General features: G+C 59.2%; 15 protein-coding genes. 11 read left to right on the plus strand and 4 right to left on the minus strand.

Translation table 11 applies throughout. The features are described 5' to 3' along the window. The first annotated feature begins 9 nt into the window (after nt 1–9). The 9 genes from CSR02_RS06185 to pnuC all read left to right on the plus strand — a co-directional run bounded on the left by CSR02_RS06185 (nt 10) and on the right by pnuC (nt 9,715). A complete protein-coding gene (locus CSR02_RS06185) occupies nt 10–1,203 on the plus strand; it encodes a baseplate J/gp47 family protein (protein WP_183172596.1) in 1,194 nt (397 codons plus the stop codon). Then, nucleotides 1,203–1,781: a DUF2612 domain-containing protein gene (locus CSR02_RS06190; protein WP_099540944.1), complete on the plus strand. Its 579-nt coding sequence runs from the start codon at nt 1,203–1,205 to the stop codon at nt 1,779–1,781. The genes CSR02_RS06185 and CSR02_RS06190 overlap by 1 nt, the downstream gene beginning before the upstream one ends. A gap of 7 nt (nt 1,782–1,788) precedes the next feature. Beyond that, on the plus strand, nt 1,789–2,886 hold the full coding sequence (locus CSR02_RS06195) for a phage tail protein (protein ID WP_099540945.1): 1,098 nt from the start codon (nt 1,789–1,791) through the stop codon (nt 2,884–2,886). Nucleotides 2,887–2,892: 6 nt separating this feature from the next. Beyond that, nucleotides 2,893–3,462, plus strand: a complete 570-nt coding sequence (locus CSR02_RS06200) for a phage fiber-tail adaptor protein (protein ID WP_099540946.1) — start codon at nt 2,893–2,895, stop codon at nt 3,460–3,462. Nucleotides 3,463–3,587: 125 nt separating this feature from the next. Further along, nucleotides 3,588–4,034 carry a hypothetical protein gene (locus CSR02_RS06205; protein WP_099540947.1) on the plus strand — a complete coding sequence of 149 codons (447 nt, stop codon included), beginning with the start codon at nt 3,588–3,590 and terminating at the stop codon, nt 4,032–4,034. A 72-nt stretch (nt 4,035–4,106) separates the two neighbouring features. Beyond that, a complete protein-coding gene (locus tag CSR02_RS06210; RefSeq protein WP_099540948.1) occupies nt 4,107–5,369 on the plus strand; it encodes a cation:proton antiporter in 1,263 nt (420 codons plus the stop codon). A 58-nt stretch (nt 5,370–5,427) separates the two neighbouring features. Then, a complete protein-coding gene (locus CSR02_RS06215) occupies nt 5,428–7,896 on the plus strand; it encodes a TonB-dependent receptor (RefSeq protein ID WP_373319842.1) in 2,469 nt (822 codons plus the stop codon). Between the two features lie 2 nt (nt 7,897–7,898). After that, nucleotides 7,899–9,149: a phosphotransferase enzyme family protein gene (locus tag CSR02_RS06220; RefSeq protein ID WP_099540950.1), complete on the plus strand. Its 1,251-nt coding sequence runs from the start codon at nt 7,899–7,901 to the stop codon at nt 9,147–9,149. Further along, nucleotides 9,149–9,715, plus strand: coding sequence for a nicotinamide riboside transporter PnuC (gene pnuC, locus CSR02_RS06225; protein ID WP_099540951.1), 567 nt, complete (start codon nt 9,149–9,151; stop codon nt 9,713–9,715). Before CSR02_RS06220 ends, pnuC begins: the two co-directional genes overlap by 1 nt. Nucleotides 9,716–9,797: 82 nt before the next feature. On the opposite strand, the gene CSR02_RS06230 is transcribed toward pnuC, so the two are convergent. The 4 genes from CSR02_RS06230 to CSR02_RS06245 form a co-directional block, all read right to left on the minus strand. After that, nucleotides 9,798–10,322: an RcnB family protein gene (locus tag CSR02_RS06230; RefSeq protein WP_099541120.1), complete on the minus strand. Its 525-nt coding sequence runs from the start codon at nt 10,320–10,322 to the stop codon at nt 9,798–9,800. A 129-nt stretch (nt 10,323–10,451) separates the two neighbouring features. Beyond that, entirely contained in the window at nt 10,452–10,913 is a 462-nt protein-coding gene (locus tag CSR02_RS16570; RefSeq protein WP_167384107.1) for a hypothetical protein, read from the minus strand. 55 nt (nt 10,914–10,968) lie between these two features. Then, on the minus strand, nt 10,969–11,814 hold the full coding sequence (gene purU / locus CSR02_RS06240; protein WP_099540953.1) for a formyltetrahydrofolate deformylase: 846 nt from the start codon (nt 11,812–11,814) through the stop codon (nt 10,969–10,971). Nucleotides 11,815–12,239: 425 nt separating this feature from the next. Then, a complete protein-coding gene (locus CSR02_RS06245; protein ID WP_099541121.1) occupies nt 12,240–12,614 on the minus strand; it encodes a DUF488 domain-containing protein in 375 nt (124 codons plus the stop codon). 116 nt (nt 12,615–12,730) lie between these two features. Here CSR02_RS06245 and CSR02_RS06250 point away from each other — a divergent pair, with 116 nt between their 5' ends. Together CSR02_RS06250 and CSR02_RS06255 are read left to right on the plus strand one after the other, a co-directional pair. Further along, nucleotides 12,731–13,204, plus strand: coding sequence for an RrF2 family transcriptional regulator (locus CSR02_RS06250; protein WP_052013491.1), 474 nt, complete (start codon nt 12,731–12,733; stop codon nt 13,202–13,204). 148 nt (nt 13,205–13,352) lie between these two features. Further along, nucleotides 13,353–14,123: an SDR family NAD(P)-dependent oxidoreductase gene (locus CSR02_RS06255; RefSeq protein ID WP_099540954.1), complete on the plus strand. Its 771-nt coding sequence runs from the start codon at nt 13,353–13,355 to the stop codon at nt 14,121–14,123. The last annotated feature ends 2 nt before the right edge of the window (nt 14,124–14,125 follow it).

The raw sequence follows: 14,125 nt of genomic DNA on the forward strand, positions 1-14,125 counted from the left end.
ACCACATCCGTGCCCGCGCCCACGCTGGATGATACCGGCTTTGTGTTGCCGCAGGAGGCAGACATGCTGGCCGGTGTTCTGGCAGATATAAACGCCGCTTTTGGCAATACGCTCAATACGGATCTGTCCACCCCACAGGGGCAGTTGGCGACATCGCTCACCGCCATTTTGGGCGATGCGTATGATCAGATGCTGGCCGTGTTTAACGGGGTGGACCCCGCGCGTGCTTCTGGCCGGATGCAGGATGCCATTGGCCGCATTTACTTTATGGAACGCAAACCCGCCACGCCCACGGTGGTAACATGCCAGTGCACGGGGGTGGAGGGCACGGTTATTCCGCAAGGGGCCTTGGTGGCAGATGCCGCGGGCAACACCTATGCGGCAGATGCCGCCATTACGCTGGATACTACCGGCACAGGTGCTGGCACGTTTTCCTGCACCACGGTGGGGGAGGTATCCTGCCCGGCGGGCAGCGTGCGGCTGTGCCAGTCTGTTGCCGGGTGGTCTGGCGTGAGCAACGCCGTGGCGGGGGTAACAGGGCGTGAGGTAGAAGGCCGCATGGCGTTTGAAGCCCGCAGGCAGGCTGCCGTGGCTGTTAATTCCGTAGGGCCATTGGCCGCCATTCTGGCTGCCGTGCAGGCGGTGGAGGGCGTAACAGATGCATATGTTGCCGATAACAGCAGCAATGTTGCTGTCACACAGGGGGGCATCACCCTTGCGCCCTATAGCCTGTATGTGTGCGTAAATGGTGGCGCGGATGCTGATGTCGCCTTGGCCATTTTGCGCAAAAAGCCACCCGGCTGCGCCTATACCGGCAGCACCCGTGTAACGGTTACGGATACATCCGGCACCTACACCACGCCGCCCAGCTATACGGTGGCGTTTGAGCGCGCGCAGCCCACGCCGCTTTATGTTGCGCTTACACTGGCAGCAGGCGCAGAGGTGCCAGATACGGCAACATCTGCCATTCAACAAGCCGTGCTGGCGTGCTTTTTGGGGCAGGATGGCACGGCCCGTGTGGGCATTGGCGGCACGCTGTATGCCAGCCGGTTTTACGCCTGCGTGGCAGCGGTGGGCCGTTGGGCGCAAGTGGTGGATATTCGGGTGGGTACGGCGGCCAGCCCCACGGGGGTTACGGCACAGGCCAATATCAACCAGATTTTCACGCTGGAACTGGCCGCTATTACCGTGGAGTTTGCCTGATGCAGAATGTGGGGCAAACGGTGCTTTCGCAATATGCATGCTCGCCCAGCCTGAACGCGCTGCTGGAAGGCTGGAACCAGTGTTTTGATCCGGCACAAAGTATAGAAAACTGGTTTGCCAGCATATGGAACATAGAAACAGCCCAAGGTTACGGGCTGGATGTATGGGGCCGTATTGTTGGGGTATCACGCGTGTTGCGCATGGCATCGGGCCAGTATCTGGGCTTTGCCGAGGCCAATGACCTGACAGAGCAGGGCTTTAACACCGCCCCGTGGTATGCAGGCCGTGTTGTGGTGGGTGATTTTGCAAATTGCAGCCTGTCAGATTCCGGGTTTCGGCAGCTTATTTATGCCAAGGCGCTGGCCAATATTACGGATTGTTCCGTTCTTTCGCTCAACGCCATTTTGCGCACGCTGTTTGCCGGGCAGGGCGATGCATGGGTGGAAGATAACGCCAACATGAGCATGACCTACGCCTTTGGCTTTGTGCCAACAGATGTGCAGGTTTCCATTATCGAAAACGCCGGCGTGCTGCCGCGCCCTGCCGGGGTTGCGGTTTCCTACAGCATCAGGGGCTGAAACACTTATGAAACAAGCAGATATTTCCGGGCGGTTTACATCGCCCATTGCGGCCTCTGCCACAGCGGCCAACTGTGCGGATATTCCCACAGCGCAAAGCACGGCGGGCGATGGCTCGGCCAGCATGGCGTTGGGCTTTCCGCCAGAAACCTTTACAGAGCGCGCCGCCGGTGGCGTGCCCCCACGTGGGGCGGATATGAACGGGTTTTTAAAAACACTTTCCGCCGCCATACAGGTTTTGCAAACAGGCTATGTTGGCCCGTTTGATGCCAGCTTTGCCGCAGCCATTGGCGGTTACCCCGCCGGGGCCGTGGTGGCGGGCAGCGTTGCGGGCACGTTTTGGGTTTCCGGGCAGGATAACAACCTTTCCACCCCCGGCGCGCAGGGTGCGGCGTGGACAAACCTGTTTAATGGGTTGCTGACATCTGCCCAGGCTGCGCAAAGCTTTTTTCCGCTTACGGGCGGCAAAATTAGCAATGGCTATTATGATAGCACGGGCACATGGGGCGGCAGCGGCAGCAATGGCGCACCGCAGGCGGGCGATATGCCGTGGGGGCCGCAGTTTATTTCTCGCCTGGGGTATAGCGCCACCATGAAGGCGCTGTTCTGCCTGCGCGATGCGTTTGAGCAATATGCCTTTGCCAGCGTGCAGTTAACAGATGCCGCAGGCGGGTGGCATGAATGGCAGTTCCGCCAAGATGGCACCATCCATATGCCAGATGGTGCGGTGGTGGCCACGCAGGGTTGGGCCAACGGGGTGTTTCAGCCCGCAGGCAGCTATGTGGGGCAGGGCACGTATCAGGCCGATTTTGCCACGCAGGATGGGCGCGTTATCAACCTGCCATACGGGCAGCGCATTCAGTCTTTTTCCGTAAATATTCAGGATGGAGATGCCATTACCTTTCCGCAGGCTTTTGCGGGGGCGCCTACATCCGTGCAGTTGCAGTGCATGCAGTATGAACAACGTATGACACTGGCCATGCCAGAGCAGGCCCCCACCGCCACGGGCATTGGTGCGGTGGGTGTGCGCTACGTGGTGGATGACCATGATGGCGCAGTTTCCACCCCCATAACGGTATGGGTTACCGCCATTGGGCCAAGGTAAAAAACCATGACATGTTCTTGTAATATTGCAGATACATCCTGCACCCTTTTGCCGCAGGGGGCGGTGCTGGCGCCGGGGTGGCAGCCAGCCAGCGCGCGCGTGCTGCCAGTTATGATTGCACCGGGTTTGTGCCTGCGCGGCCAATTGGCGGAGCAGGTGGTGCAGGCATGGCCCGCGCGCAGCAGTGCAGATGCGCTGGATTATACGCTTACCCCCGCTGCATGGTTGCAGAGCACGGGGGATACACTTGCCAAGGTGGAGGCCAGCGTGCCCACAGCCACCGGGCAGAATACAGACCTGGCCGTGCTGTGGGTGACTATTATTCAAGGCATGGCCTGCGTGTTTTTGGGCAGCGGCCCGCCAGATACGGTGCAGACGGTGCAGATGGTGCTGCATACCGTGCAGGGGCGCAGCGTTACGGTAAATGTGCAGCTTTACATCAGCGCGCAAAGTGCCGCCACGCCACCACCACAGATGCCCACGTTGGCAGATGGCACACCCATACCCCCCAACGCCGTGCTGGCCCCGCAAGGTGTGCTCACCAACTCCACCGGCCAGCCCTTTCTGCTGGCCTGAACCCTGCGGAGTGGGAGCCAGCCTTGCTGCCCGCAGGCGGACAAGCACACAGCGCTGTGATACACCTTTGCCCAAATAGACGCCCTGCCCGAACAGGGTGGGTAATTTCAGGCAAAGGTATAAAAATGAAACCCAAACCCCAAAAACCCACAGATACATGGGTGAACCGATTTAACGAGAACGTGGCTGTTAAAATGACAATCATGTTCGGCAGTATCTGGTGCGTGTATGTGTTTTTCCTGTTCTCTCTGGTGCCGGCGGTTGTGCCCCAGTGGCAGAACACGCTGCTATATATCAGCAACTGTATCCAGCTTGTAGCACTGCCCGCGCTGATGGTGGGCAACGCGGTGCTTAGCCGTGGGGCAGACCGCCGCGCTGCGGAAGACCATCAGGCCCTGCTGGAAATTCTGGGTGATGTGCGTGAGGAACTGGCAGACCTGAAGGACAAGACAGCCGGTTTGGCGCGTTCTGCCAACGAGGCCCTGCAACGTCCCGAACTGACAGACGTTTCCATTTCGGATCAGACGATCGTGAATATGGGAGATGCAGAGCAGCCGCAAACCAACGCCTGATCTGCTTCCGGTTTTGCGGTTTTCTGGTGCGTGCCTGCAATTGGCCTGTTTGATCAGACTGGAAAACCGCTCATGCCGCCATTTTTCAATCCTCTGGCGCTGTTTGCCATTGTGATCACACTGGCAACCGCTTTTGCCATTATCAACCATCGTTATTTGCACCTGCCCACCACTATTGGCATTACAGCGCAGGCTCTGGGGGTGGCCACGGTGCTGCTCTTTTTGGAGCAGGCCGTGCCCATGCCCCGCATGGATGCCGCCCGTGCGGTGCTGGATAGCATAAACCTGCCCGCCACCCTGCTGGATGGGGCTTTATCATTCCTGCTGTTTGCGGGCGCGCAATCGGTTGATCAGCGTGAGCTGTGGCAGAACCGTTTTTCCATTCTGGCACTGGCACTTTTGGGCACAATGCTGGCCGTGGCCCTGTTTGCCGTGGGCATGTGGATGGCGTTTCCGCTGGTGGGGCTGGCCATTTCCCTGCCGTGGTGCGTGGTGCTGGGGGCTATGCTGGCACCCACAGACCCCGTTTCTGTTGTGGGCATGTTGCGCCGCCTTGGCTTGCCGCCCAAGGTGCAGGCCATTTTTGCAGGAGAAAGCCTGTTTAACGATGGCGTGGGCGTGGTGGTGTTTGCCGTGGCGGTGCAACTGGCCGCTGCTGGCACCATTGACCCGTTGGGAGACCTGGTGTGGCAGATGGTGCAGGAGGTGGGCGGCGGCCTGCTGCTGGGGTTTTTATGCGGGTGCCTGGCGGTATGGTGCATTCGGCTGGTAACAGACGCACATCTTGAACTGTTGATTTCCATTTGCCTTGCCAGCGGGGTGTATAGCCTTGCCAAAATGCTGGAGGTTTCTGGCCCCGTATCGGCTGTTACGGCGGGGCTTGCGCTGGGCATGCCGCGGGCGCTGGGGGCGCTGAGCCAGCATGGGCAGCGCGAAATCCGCAATTTCTGGATGATGGTGGATGAGGTGCTGAACGCCTGCCTGTTTGTGCTGATAGGGTTTTATGTGCTCAGCGTGCCCATACATGGCGCGGTGCTGCTGGCGGCGGTGCTGGCCATTCCGCTTTCCATTGCCGTGCGTGCGCTAAGCGTGCTGCTGGCCATGCTGCCGGCTTATCTACGCGATGCCCAGCGCTGGCGTGTGCTTTCCATCATGACATGGGGCGGCCTGCGGGGCGGTATTTCCATTGCCCTTGCGTTAAGCCTGGAACACGGGCCTATGCGTGATGTGCTGCTTGCAGTGTGTTATGCGGTGGTTGTGTTCACTATTTTAGTGCAGGGGTTAACTATGGAGCGCGTAGTGCGGCAGGTGCGCCTTGGCGCGGCAGAAGGATAAAAACCGCATGTCGTCCGCCCTTTTACAACATGCTGTGTGTTGGCGTATGGGCCAGCGTATGATGGGGCCACGCCGCCAGCGTGGTGGCCGGGCCTGTGCGCTGGTGTCTGGTACTTTGCTTTCTGGTGCGTTGCTGTGTGGTATGGCGCGGCCTGTTTGTGCCGCTGGGGGTGTATCTGCGGAGCCTTCAGCATCATCCGGGCAGGCGGTGCGGCACACAGGGGCACCGGCGGGCCATGCAGCAGCTACGGGCCCCCAAAAGGCACAGGGGGGCGTGGTGCAGGCTTCTGCCCGCCCGCAGGTGGTGATTGTAAGGGCCAATCCCTTACACGCCAGCGCTGGAGGCGGGCTGATACATCCGCAGTCCGAACCACAGGCCCAAAGCATGGTGGGGCAGGAGTATATTCGCCTGCAAGCGCCCACCGCCACGGCGTTTGAGCTGGTGTCTCAATTACCCGGCGCGAATGTAAGTGGGTCAGACCCGTTTGGGTTTTCACCGCAAACCAATATCAGCGTGCGCGGCATGAATGGAGATGCCATAGGCTACGTGCTGGAAGGCATGCCGCTGAACGATATTGCCTATTACACCGGCTACCCCAGCCAGTTTGCAGATAGCGAGAATTACGAAAGCATTGCCCTGCAACAGGGATCTCCCGATCTGGACAGCCCGGTGATGAACGCCGCTGGCGGGTTGATGAAGCTGCGTTTTCGCACACCGGCAGAAAAGGCGGGCGGGCAGTTCAGCGCCTCCTATGGCTCTTACGATACTAACCGCGAGTTCCTGCGGCTGGATACGGGCGAGATCGGGCATAATACCGGCCTGCGGGGCTTTGTATCGTATTCTCACAGTGCTTCAGACAACTGGCGCGGGGCCGGGCGGGATGAGCGCCAGCACGTTGATTTCAAGCTGGAAAAAACATGGGGCCAAGGCAACAGCGCGGGGCTGTTAGGATCTTGGAACCAGGCGGTGGACAGCTATTACCCGCAGGTAAGCAAGGATGACTGGCGCAGCTACGGCATTGGCGGCCCCAATAATCTGGACCGGCACTTCCATGCTGATGATGATTACGGCGGGTCGGACTACTGGCGGCTTTCCCGCCAGCCGGAACGCACGCTGTATCTGGCCGCGCCCTTGCAGTTTACATTGGCGGAGGGGCTAAGCCTGCATGTTACACCTTATGCGCAAGGTGCGTATGGCAATGCCGCAGGCGGCACGCAGTTGCCTACATCTGGCCTGTATAATGGCACGCAGGCCGTGCCCGATGTGCTGGATTTGCCCGTAACGGCAGATGGCTACGGCACCGTGCGGGCAGATTACACACAGCGCAGCTTTCGCTCCGGCTTTACATCTGCGCTGGAATGGAAGCGCGGCGTGAATGATCTGGTTCTGGGCTACTGGTATGATTACGGTGATGACACCGAGCGCGAAACCTTTGCCGCCGTAAATGGCAGCGGCAATGCGGGCAGCATATGGGGCGGGCGGCCCATTACGCTGGCCGATGGCAACATGCTGCTGGGGGCTGCCAACCACACCATCTCGCAAACCAATGCGCTGTTTGTGGGGGATCGGGTTTCGCTGTTGCATGATCGGCTGTTGCTAACAGCAGGTTTTAAGGAAGTGATGTTCTCGCGCACAGGCACAAACGCCGTGCCGGGCGCGCCCTACCATGCCAACATGAACACCGCCGTGCCCCTGCCGCGCTTTGGCGTGCGTTTTCAGATTACGCCGGAACATCAGGTGTTTTTTAATGCCACCACCAACTTCCGCACCCCGGCAGAACCCGCCTTGTATGATGCGTATGACCCCACATCCGGCGCGGTAACGCAAAAAGGCACATCCAGCCTGAAAAACGAATATTCCATAGCCGAGGAACTGGGCTACCGTTACGCAGGCAGCCGCGTTGTGGGCAGCCTGACATTATTTAACTATAACTTCACAAACCGCCAGATTGCCACGTTAGCCATGATAAATGGCGCCCCGGTGAACTCCACCATCAACGCGGGCGGGCAGACATCTCGCGGGGTGGATGTGGAAATAGGCTTGCGCCCGTGGCACCATATCAGCCCCTATCTTTCCGGCGAATATCTGCACGCCACCATTGATAATGACCTGTATTCGGGCGGAGACCTGCTGCCCACACGTGGCAAGCGCGCCGTGCGTAGCCCCACGCTACAGGCCGCCGCGGGCCTGACCTATGATGACGGGCACTTTTTTGGCGTGATGACCGTAAAATACACCGGCCACCAATACGCAACTTTCATGAATGATGAGCGCATGCCCAGCCATGTTACGGGCAATCTGGCATTGGGGTACCGGATGAATGATGTATCCGTGCTGCATCGGCCGGAGTTCCGCATGAACTTTATCAACATCACCAACCAGCATTATCTTTCCGGCGTGGCAGACCCCACCATGAACGCGCATGATACGCAGGGCCGCTATGGCACCACCATAGCCGGGCAGGCTCCGGACTATTACATTGGCGGCGGGTTTGCGGCTCTGTTTACAGCCTCCACCGGGTTTTAGGCGTGGCAGATATTTCCCCCCAGAACACGGCGCAGTTTGGCGTGCACGGCGTGCAGGAAAAGCGGGATTGGCCATGCCTGACGCTTGATGAAGTTTCTGATGTGCTCGCGCATTTTGCCAACATGCCGCCTGCGCGGGATGTTGTATGGCACAGCATGCGCCCGTTTTCTGCCGCCTGCGTGGTGCAGCTTGCGGGGGAGGTTTCTGCCAGCGCCGGAGGTGCCAACACAGGCGGGCAGATAGCACGGGCGACAAGTTGTGTGCTCAAACGCCATGCGCGTGCCCTGCGCAGTGCCACCATGCTGGAGCAGGAACACGCCTTTATCCGCCATCTGGCCAGCAAGGGGTTGCCCGTATGCCCCGCATTGGCCCTGCATGACGGGCACACCGCGCTGGAACTTGGCAACTGGACGTACGAGGTTTTCCTCCCCGCCAAGGGGGAAGACACCTACCGGGATGTGATGTCTTGGAAGCCGTATTTTTCCACCGCGCAGGCGCATGCGGCGGGGGCAGCGCTGGCGCAACTGCACAAGGCTGCGGCGGATTACACAGCCCCGGAACGCAGCGCGCATACAGTGGATAAAACTGCCCCTGTAGTGCCGTTGGTTTCCAGCATGTGTGTGGTGGGGCAAGCAGATTTTACAATTGCACTACAACAGTGGGTGGCACGGCAGCCGGGGCTGGTGGCGGCATTGGCCAACCGCCCGTGGCAGCAGGATGTGGCGCGGGATGTTCTGCCGTTTCATAACCGTCTACGCCCGTTACTGCCCGGCATAAAACCCGCTTGGGGGCATGGAGACTGGCACCCGTCCAACCTGTTCTGGCATGTAAACATACCTGTTACCGTGCTGGATTTTGGCATGGCAGACCGCACCTGCGCCGCGTTTGATGTGGCTGTGGCCATAGAGCGCGCTTTGGTGGATTGGCTGGCCTTGCCAAGCTGTGGCGCAACAGCGCAGCAGGCCCGGCATTTGGTGGTGTGGGATCAGCTTGCCGCGTTTGTGGCGGGGTATCAGCGCATTCGGCCTTTAAGTGCGGCAGAGCGTGCGCAGGTGGTGGCGTTTCTGCCATTGGTGCATGTGGAATTTGCGCTGTCTGAAACAGCATATTTTGGAACGCTGCTGCAAGATAAAGCCTCGGCCGAGGTGGCCTATACCGAGTATCTGCTCGGCCATGCCCGGTGGTTTGCACAGGCGCAGGAGGGGCGGGAACTGCTGGCCCGTTTGCCTGCCTTGCTGGCGGAGCAGGCGTAATGTCCGGGTTGGTGGAATGGCTGGCAGCCCTTACCAGTGCGCTGGGCGTGTGGCTTATGGGGCGCAGAACAATGTGGGGCTGGCCGGTTATGCTGCTGGCCTCGGTGCTGTATGGCGTGGTGTTTGCGCAAGACCATTTATATGCAGATGCCGCCTTGCAGGCCGTGTTTGCGCTTTTGGCGCTGTATGGCCTGTGGTGCTGGTGGCGCGGGGTGCAACATAGCGGGCAGGTGCGCATTGCCATGCCCACCGCGCAAACCCTGTGGCGAGATACCGGCATAACAGCCGTGGCTGGTTTGGCGATGGGGCTGGCCCTGCGCGCCATGACGGATGACCCCATGCCTCTTTCTGATGCCTCGTTGAGTGCCTATAGCGTGCTGGGGCAGATCTGGACAGCCAAGCGCTACCGTGCCTGCTGGGTGTTGTGGATTGTGGTGGATGTGCTTTACACGCTGCTGTTTGTGCAACGCCGCCTGTTTGTAACTGCTCTGCTTTACGCCGCATTTGTGGGCCTTGCTATACAGGGCTGGCGGCAATGGCGGGATAAGCCCGCACGCACCCCGTAAAAACAGGTTAAAAAGCAAAAAGCCGCGCCCCGGCAAGGGGGCAGCGGCCTTTTGCAATGGTATAATGCTATGGGGGCGGTTTTTAGTATCCGCCCGGCACGGCATAGCCCGGTGCGGCGTATCCGGGTGCCGCGTAACCCGGTGCAGCATAACCGGGGGTTGCATAGGTTGGCACGGCAGGTGTGGCAACGGCCCCAATGGTGGCGCTAACAACACCGGCAATAATGCCTGTGGTGAGAGATGTTAGCAGGAACTGGTTGCCATAGCGCATCCAGTAATAGCCCGATGGCGGGGCATACAGGCCACGCTGGCTTTGCCAGTTGCGTACAATCCAGCGGTCATTGCGGGGGCCATCGTAGCGGTCTCCCTTGCGCCATGTGCGGTTCATGTCAAAATTGTCATTCCCGCGCATGGGGGGGCCGCCACGGCCGGGGCGGTTGTTGTGCATGGCTGGCCCCGGGCCGCGTGGGCCACCGTGCATGGCGCCGGGGCCACCAGATGGGCCACCACGGCCACCGGGGCCGTTAAACTGCGGTTCGGCATGAAGGGGGGCAGATGCGCATATCACACCCATCATGGCAGCGGCAGCAAGGTATTGGAATTTCATGTCAAACCTCTGTTCTATAATGCCTCTATTTTTCACATACGCTTGTGGCGGAATTACGTTCCTGCTTTCAAAGACATATATAAAAATGATGGGCAAATTGTTTTGGGCGTGTCCAAAAAGCGGCATAAATCAAATTAACATAATGTATGCGTGGCAGCCTTTATTTTGTCTTAATTGTTGCCTAGCTTGCCCATCTGACACGCACTGCCACAGTGCGGTGCCATATAGATTGAATGAAAGTATTTTACGATGAAAAAAGCTCTTTTCCTGCTTGCTGCTCTGGGCGTTGCTATGCCGGTTGCTTCTCATGCAGAAAGCCACCACCACAAGCACGAACATAAGCACGGCCAGCAGGGTGACAACCAGAACGGCCGTGGTGATGAACACCGTGATGACCAGCGCGGCGGTGACGAACACCGTGATGACCGTGGTGGCGAACATGGTGACCGCGGCGGCGAACACGGTGGTTTCGGTGGTGAACACGGTGGCCCGAACGGCGAACATGGCGGCCCGGGTGGTGAACACGGCGGCCCGAACGGCGGCGAAAACAATAACAACAACAACAACTAATAGAGGTTGTTGCAGCCCCACTGGGGTTGATACGGAAAAAGGCGCTCCTTACGGGGCGCCTTTTTTTATGCCCGTATCAGGCAAACACCACAGTGCGGTGGCCGTTGATCATAACGCGGTGTTCCACATGCATCTTCACCGCCCGCGCCAATACTTGCGATTCCACACCCCGGCCCGTGGCAATGTAATCTTCCACCGAGAGGTTGTGGGTGACCCGTGCGGTTTCCTGCTCAATAATCGGGCCTTCATCCAAGTCTGCCGTCACGTAATGGGCGGTGGCGCCTATCAGCTTCACCCCCCGCGCGTAAGCCTGATGATACGGCTTGGCCCCTTTGAAGGAGGGCAGGAAGGAATGGTGAATGTTGATCACCCGGCCGCTCAGTTCCGCACTGAGCGAATCGGAAAGCACCTGCATGTAGCGGGCCAGCACCACTAAATCTGCCTTTGTTTCCTTTATAAGGGCGCGCAGCTTGTCTTCCTGCTCGGCCTTGTTCTGCTTGTTTACGGGCCAGCAGTAATAGGGAATACCGGCTTGTTCCGCCGTAGCAGCACTATCGGTATGGTTGGAAACAATGGCCACAATATCCGCCTTAAGCCAGCCCACACGCACCTGATACAGCAGGTTAAGCAGCGCATGATCAAAGCGGGAGACCATAATAATCATGCGTGGCAGCAAGGCGGCATCATGCAGGCGCATTTTCATGCCAAAGTGTTTGGCCACGGGGGCCAGAATGGCATTTATTTCTGCCACACTCCCCGGTGCAGGGGCCTGAAAAGCCAGCCGCATGAACAATGTGCCAGATTCCCGGTTGCTGAACTGGTGGGTTTCGGTTATGTCCGCACCTCGCTCTGCCAGAACGGATGTCACAGCCGCAACAATGCCGGGCTGATCCGGGCAGGAAAAAGTAAGAATAAACTGCATGCGCTGGCGTATGCTCCTTTGTTCTTCTGCTTGGGCCTGATAGAGGGCGCGGGGCGCGCAATGGGCCTCATCTTGTGCCAGCGCACAGGGGGCGGCGCAATAGCTTGTGTTACCGCCTGTTTATAACCGGTGGGGCGTTGGGCAAATTGTGTGGATGGCCTGTGGATGAATCGTGGCAAGCCCGAATCGTCCTGTTTTTTTGTGGTCAAGCCCAATCTGGCCTTGCATTGCAACGAATCTCTAAAAAACGCGGAAAACAGCCGATTCTGAACGTTTGTTCTCCACCCGCGCGCCAGATCTTATCCACAGAAAAGCGGGAGAGAACACGGGAAAAGCCTGTGGATAGATTTGTGGAAGGCAACAGGCGCGTAGAGTTTTTTCGCGTTTCGTGCTTTGTTCTCCAACACCGGGTGTGGTGGTTTTTTTCAGGCGCTATGGGCCAGATGGGCGGCCATATAGCTGGCCAGCACCACGGCCTCGTTATGCGCCACATCGCGCGCGCCAAACAGCAGGGTCACGCGGCCTTTGCAGGCCAGATCGGCCAGAGTGTGCACGGCCTGCGGGTTGGCGTTCAGCTCTGCCGTATAGCGCTGGCAAAAGCCCTCCCACTTGGCGGGATCATGCGCAAACCACTGGCGCAGGGTGGTGGCAGGGGCAATGTCCTTTAGCCACAGGGTCAGGGCTGCGCGTTCCTTGCTGATGCCGCGTGGCCATAGCCTGTCCACCAGCACGCGGGCGCCATCATCAGGCAGGGCGTCTTCATACACACGGCGGATGCGGATATCGGGCTGGTGGGGCATTGGGGCCTCCTGCTGGGGGTAAGGCATGGGTTTTGGGTGTGTATTTAAGGTGTATTTTTTATGCACCTTAAAGAGATCAATGGGCATACCAGCCCTTCATGGTGTAAAAGGCCCTTATGCGTCTGACACTGCACACAGATTACGCCCTGCGCACGCTGCTCTATCTGGCCGTGCACACCAACCGCCGTGTTTCCATTAAGGAGATTGCGCGGGTGTATGGCATTTCAGAAAACCATCTGGTCAAGATCATTCATCATCTGGGCCGGGGCGGGTTTATAGATACGCTGCGTGGCCGGGGCGGGGGGCTGATGCTGGCGCGGCCCCCGCAGGATATTCGCATAGGCGATGTGGTGCGCCATACGGAGGATGACATGGCGCTGGTAAGCTGCATGCCGCCTTCCCCCGGTGTGCCGGGCAGTTCGGAATGCCTGCTGGCCCGTGCGTGCCATTTGCGCGGCGCGTTGGGTGCGGCGCTGGATGCGTTTATGGCGGTGCTGGATAGCCGCACACTGGCAGACATGCTGCACACGCCAGAACGCCAGATTCTGCAACAGGCCGAAGCCAGCCAGAACCCGCCCAACACCCCCTAAACCCCACCCACGCGGGATGGTGTTTTGAAACTTGCGCCACCTTGCCCTACATTGCACGCACTGCGGAAAGTAACGCACGCCTGCCCATGCCGGCGGCTTTTCTGCTTTGGGGCGCGCCCCGTTTCATGCACAAAAAAAGGCTACGGGTATGACACGCAAGCAACCACAAACGGTTTTGGTAACAGGGGCAACAGCGGGGTTTGGCCATGCCATTGCCCTGCTTTTGGCCCAGCAGGGCTACCGCGTTATTGCCACCGGCCGCCGGCAGGAACGGCTGGAGGCACTGGCTGCTCAGGCCAAGGGCGAGATCCTGCCTTTTAAACTGGATATGACAGATGCCGCGGCCCTTGCCGCCCTGCCACAAAGCCTGCCTGCAGGCTGGCAGGAGGTGGATGTGCTGGTGAACAATGCCGGGCTGGCGCGGGGGCTGGAAAAAGCATGGGAAACCAAGCTGGAAGACTGGCAGCGCATGATTGCCACCAACGTAACCGGCATGGTGGAAATAACGCACGCATTGCTGCCGGGTATGGTGGCGCGCAACTGGGGGCATGTTGTCACCCTTGGCAGCACGGCGGGCACGTACCCTTACCCCGGTTCTAACGTATATGGGGCCACCAAGGCGTTTGTTGCGCAGTTCATGCGCAATTTGCGCAGCGATCTGCTGGGCAAGCAGGTGCGGGCCACCACCATTGCCCCCGGCCTGTGTGGCGGCAGCGAGTTCAGCCAGGTGCGGTTGGGAGATGCCACCAAGGCGGAGGATGTTTACAAAGGCACGCACCCGCTTTTGCCCGAAGATATTGCCCAGACAGTGGCGTGGGTGTTAAGCCTGCCCGCGCATGTGAACATCAACCATGTGGAAATGATGCCCACCTGCCAGGCCTCTGCCGGTTTGGCGGTAGATCGCACAATGGCGGACTAAGG

The organism is Acetobacter pomorum (genome assembly GCF_002738225.1).
Taxonomy (GTDB): domain Bacteria; phylum Pseudomonadota; class Alphaproteobacteria; order Acetobacterales; family Acetobacteraceae; genus Acetobacter; species Acetobacter pomorum.

Bases quoted from the DNA above. Each gene is read 5' to 3' on its own strand.
- CSR02_RS06245 (WP_099541121.1), bottom strand. From the start codon at position 12,614: ATGCCCCACCAGCCCGATATCCGCATCCGCCGTGTGTATGAAGACGCC.
- CSR02_RS06215 (WP_373319842.1), top strand. From the start codon at position 5,428: ATGATGGGGCCACGCCGCCAGCGTGGTGGCCGGGCCTGTGCGCTGGTG.
- pnuC (WP_099540951.1), top strand. From the start codon at position 9,149: ATGTCCGGGTTGGTGGAATGGCTGGCAGCCCTTACCAGTGCGCTGGGC.
- purU (WP_099540953.1), bottom strand. From the start codon at position 11,814: ATGCAGTTTATTCTTACTTTTTCCTGCCCGGATCAGCCCGGCATTGTT.
- CSR02_RS06205 (WP_099540947.1), top strand. From the start codon at position 3,588: ATGAAACCCAAACCCCAAAAACCCACAGATACATGGGTGAACCGATTT.
- CSR02_RS06200 (WP_099540946.1), top strand. From the start codon at position 2,893: ATGACATGTTCTTGTAATATTGCAGATACATCCTGCACCCTTTTGCCG.
- CSR02_RS06190 (WP_099540944.1), top strand. From the start codon at position 1,203: ATGCAGAATGTGGGGCAAACGGTGCTTTCGCAATATGCATGCTCGCCC.
- CSR02_RS06250 (WP_052013491.1), top strand. From the start codon at position 12,731: ATGCGTCTGACACTGCACACAGATTACGCCCTGCGCACGCTGCTCTAT.
- CSR02_RS06210 (WP_099540948.1), top strand. From the start codon at position 4,107: ATGCCGCCATTTTTCAATCCTCTGGCGCTGTTTGCCATTGTGATCACA.
- CSR02_RS06255 (WP_099540954.1), top strand. From the start codon at position 13,353: ATGACACGCAAGCAACCACAAACGGTTTTGGTAACAGGGGCAACAGCG.
- CSR02_RS06230 (WP_099541120.1), bottom strand. From the start codon at position 10,322: ATGAAATTCCAATACCTTGCTGCCGCTGCCATGATGGGTGTGATATGC.
- CSR02_RS06195 (WP_099540945.1), top strand. From the start codon at position 1,789: ATGAAACAAGCAGATATTTCCGGGCGGTTTACATCGCCCATTGCGGCC.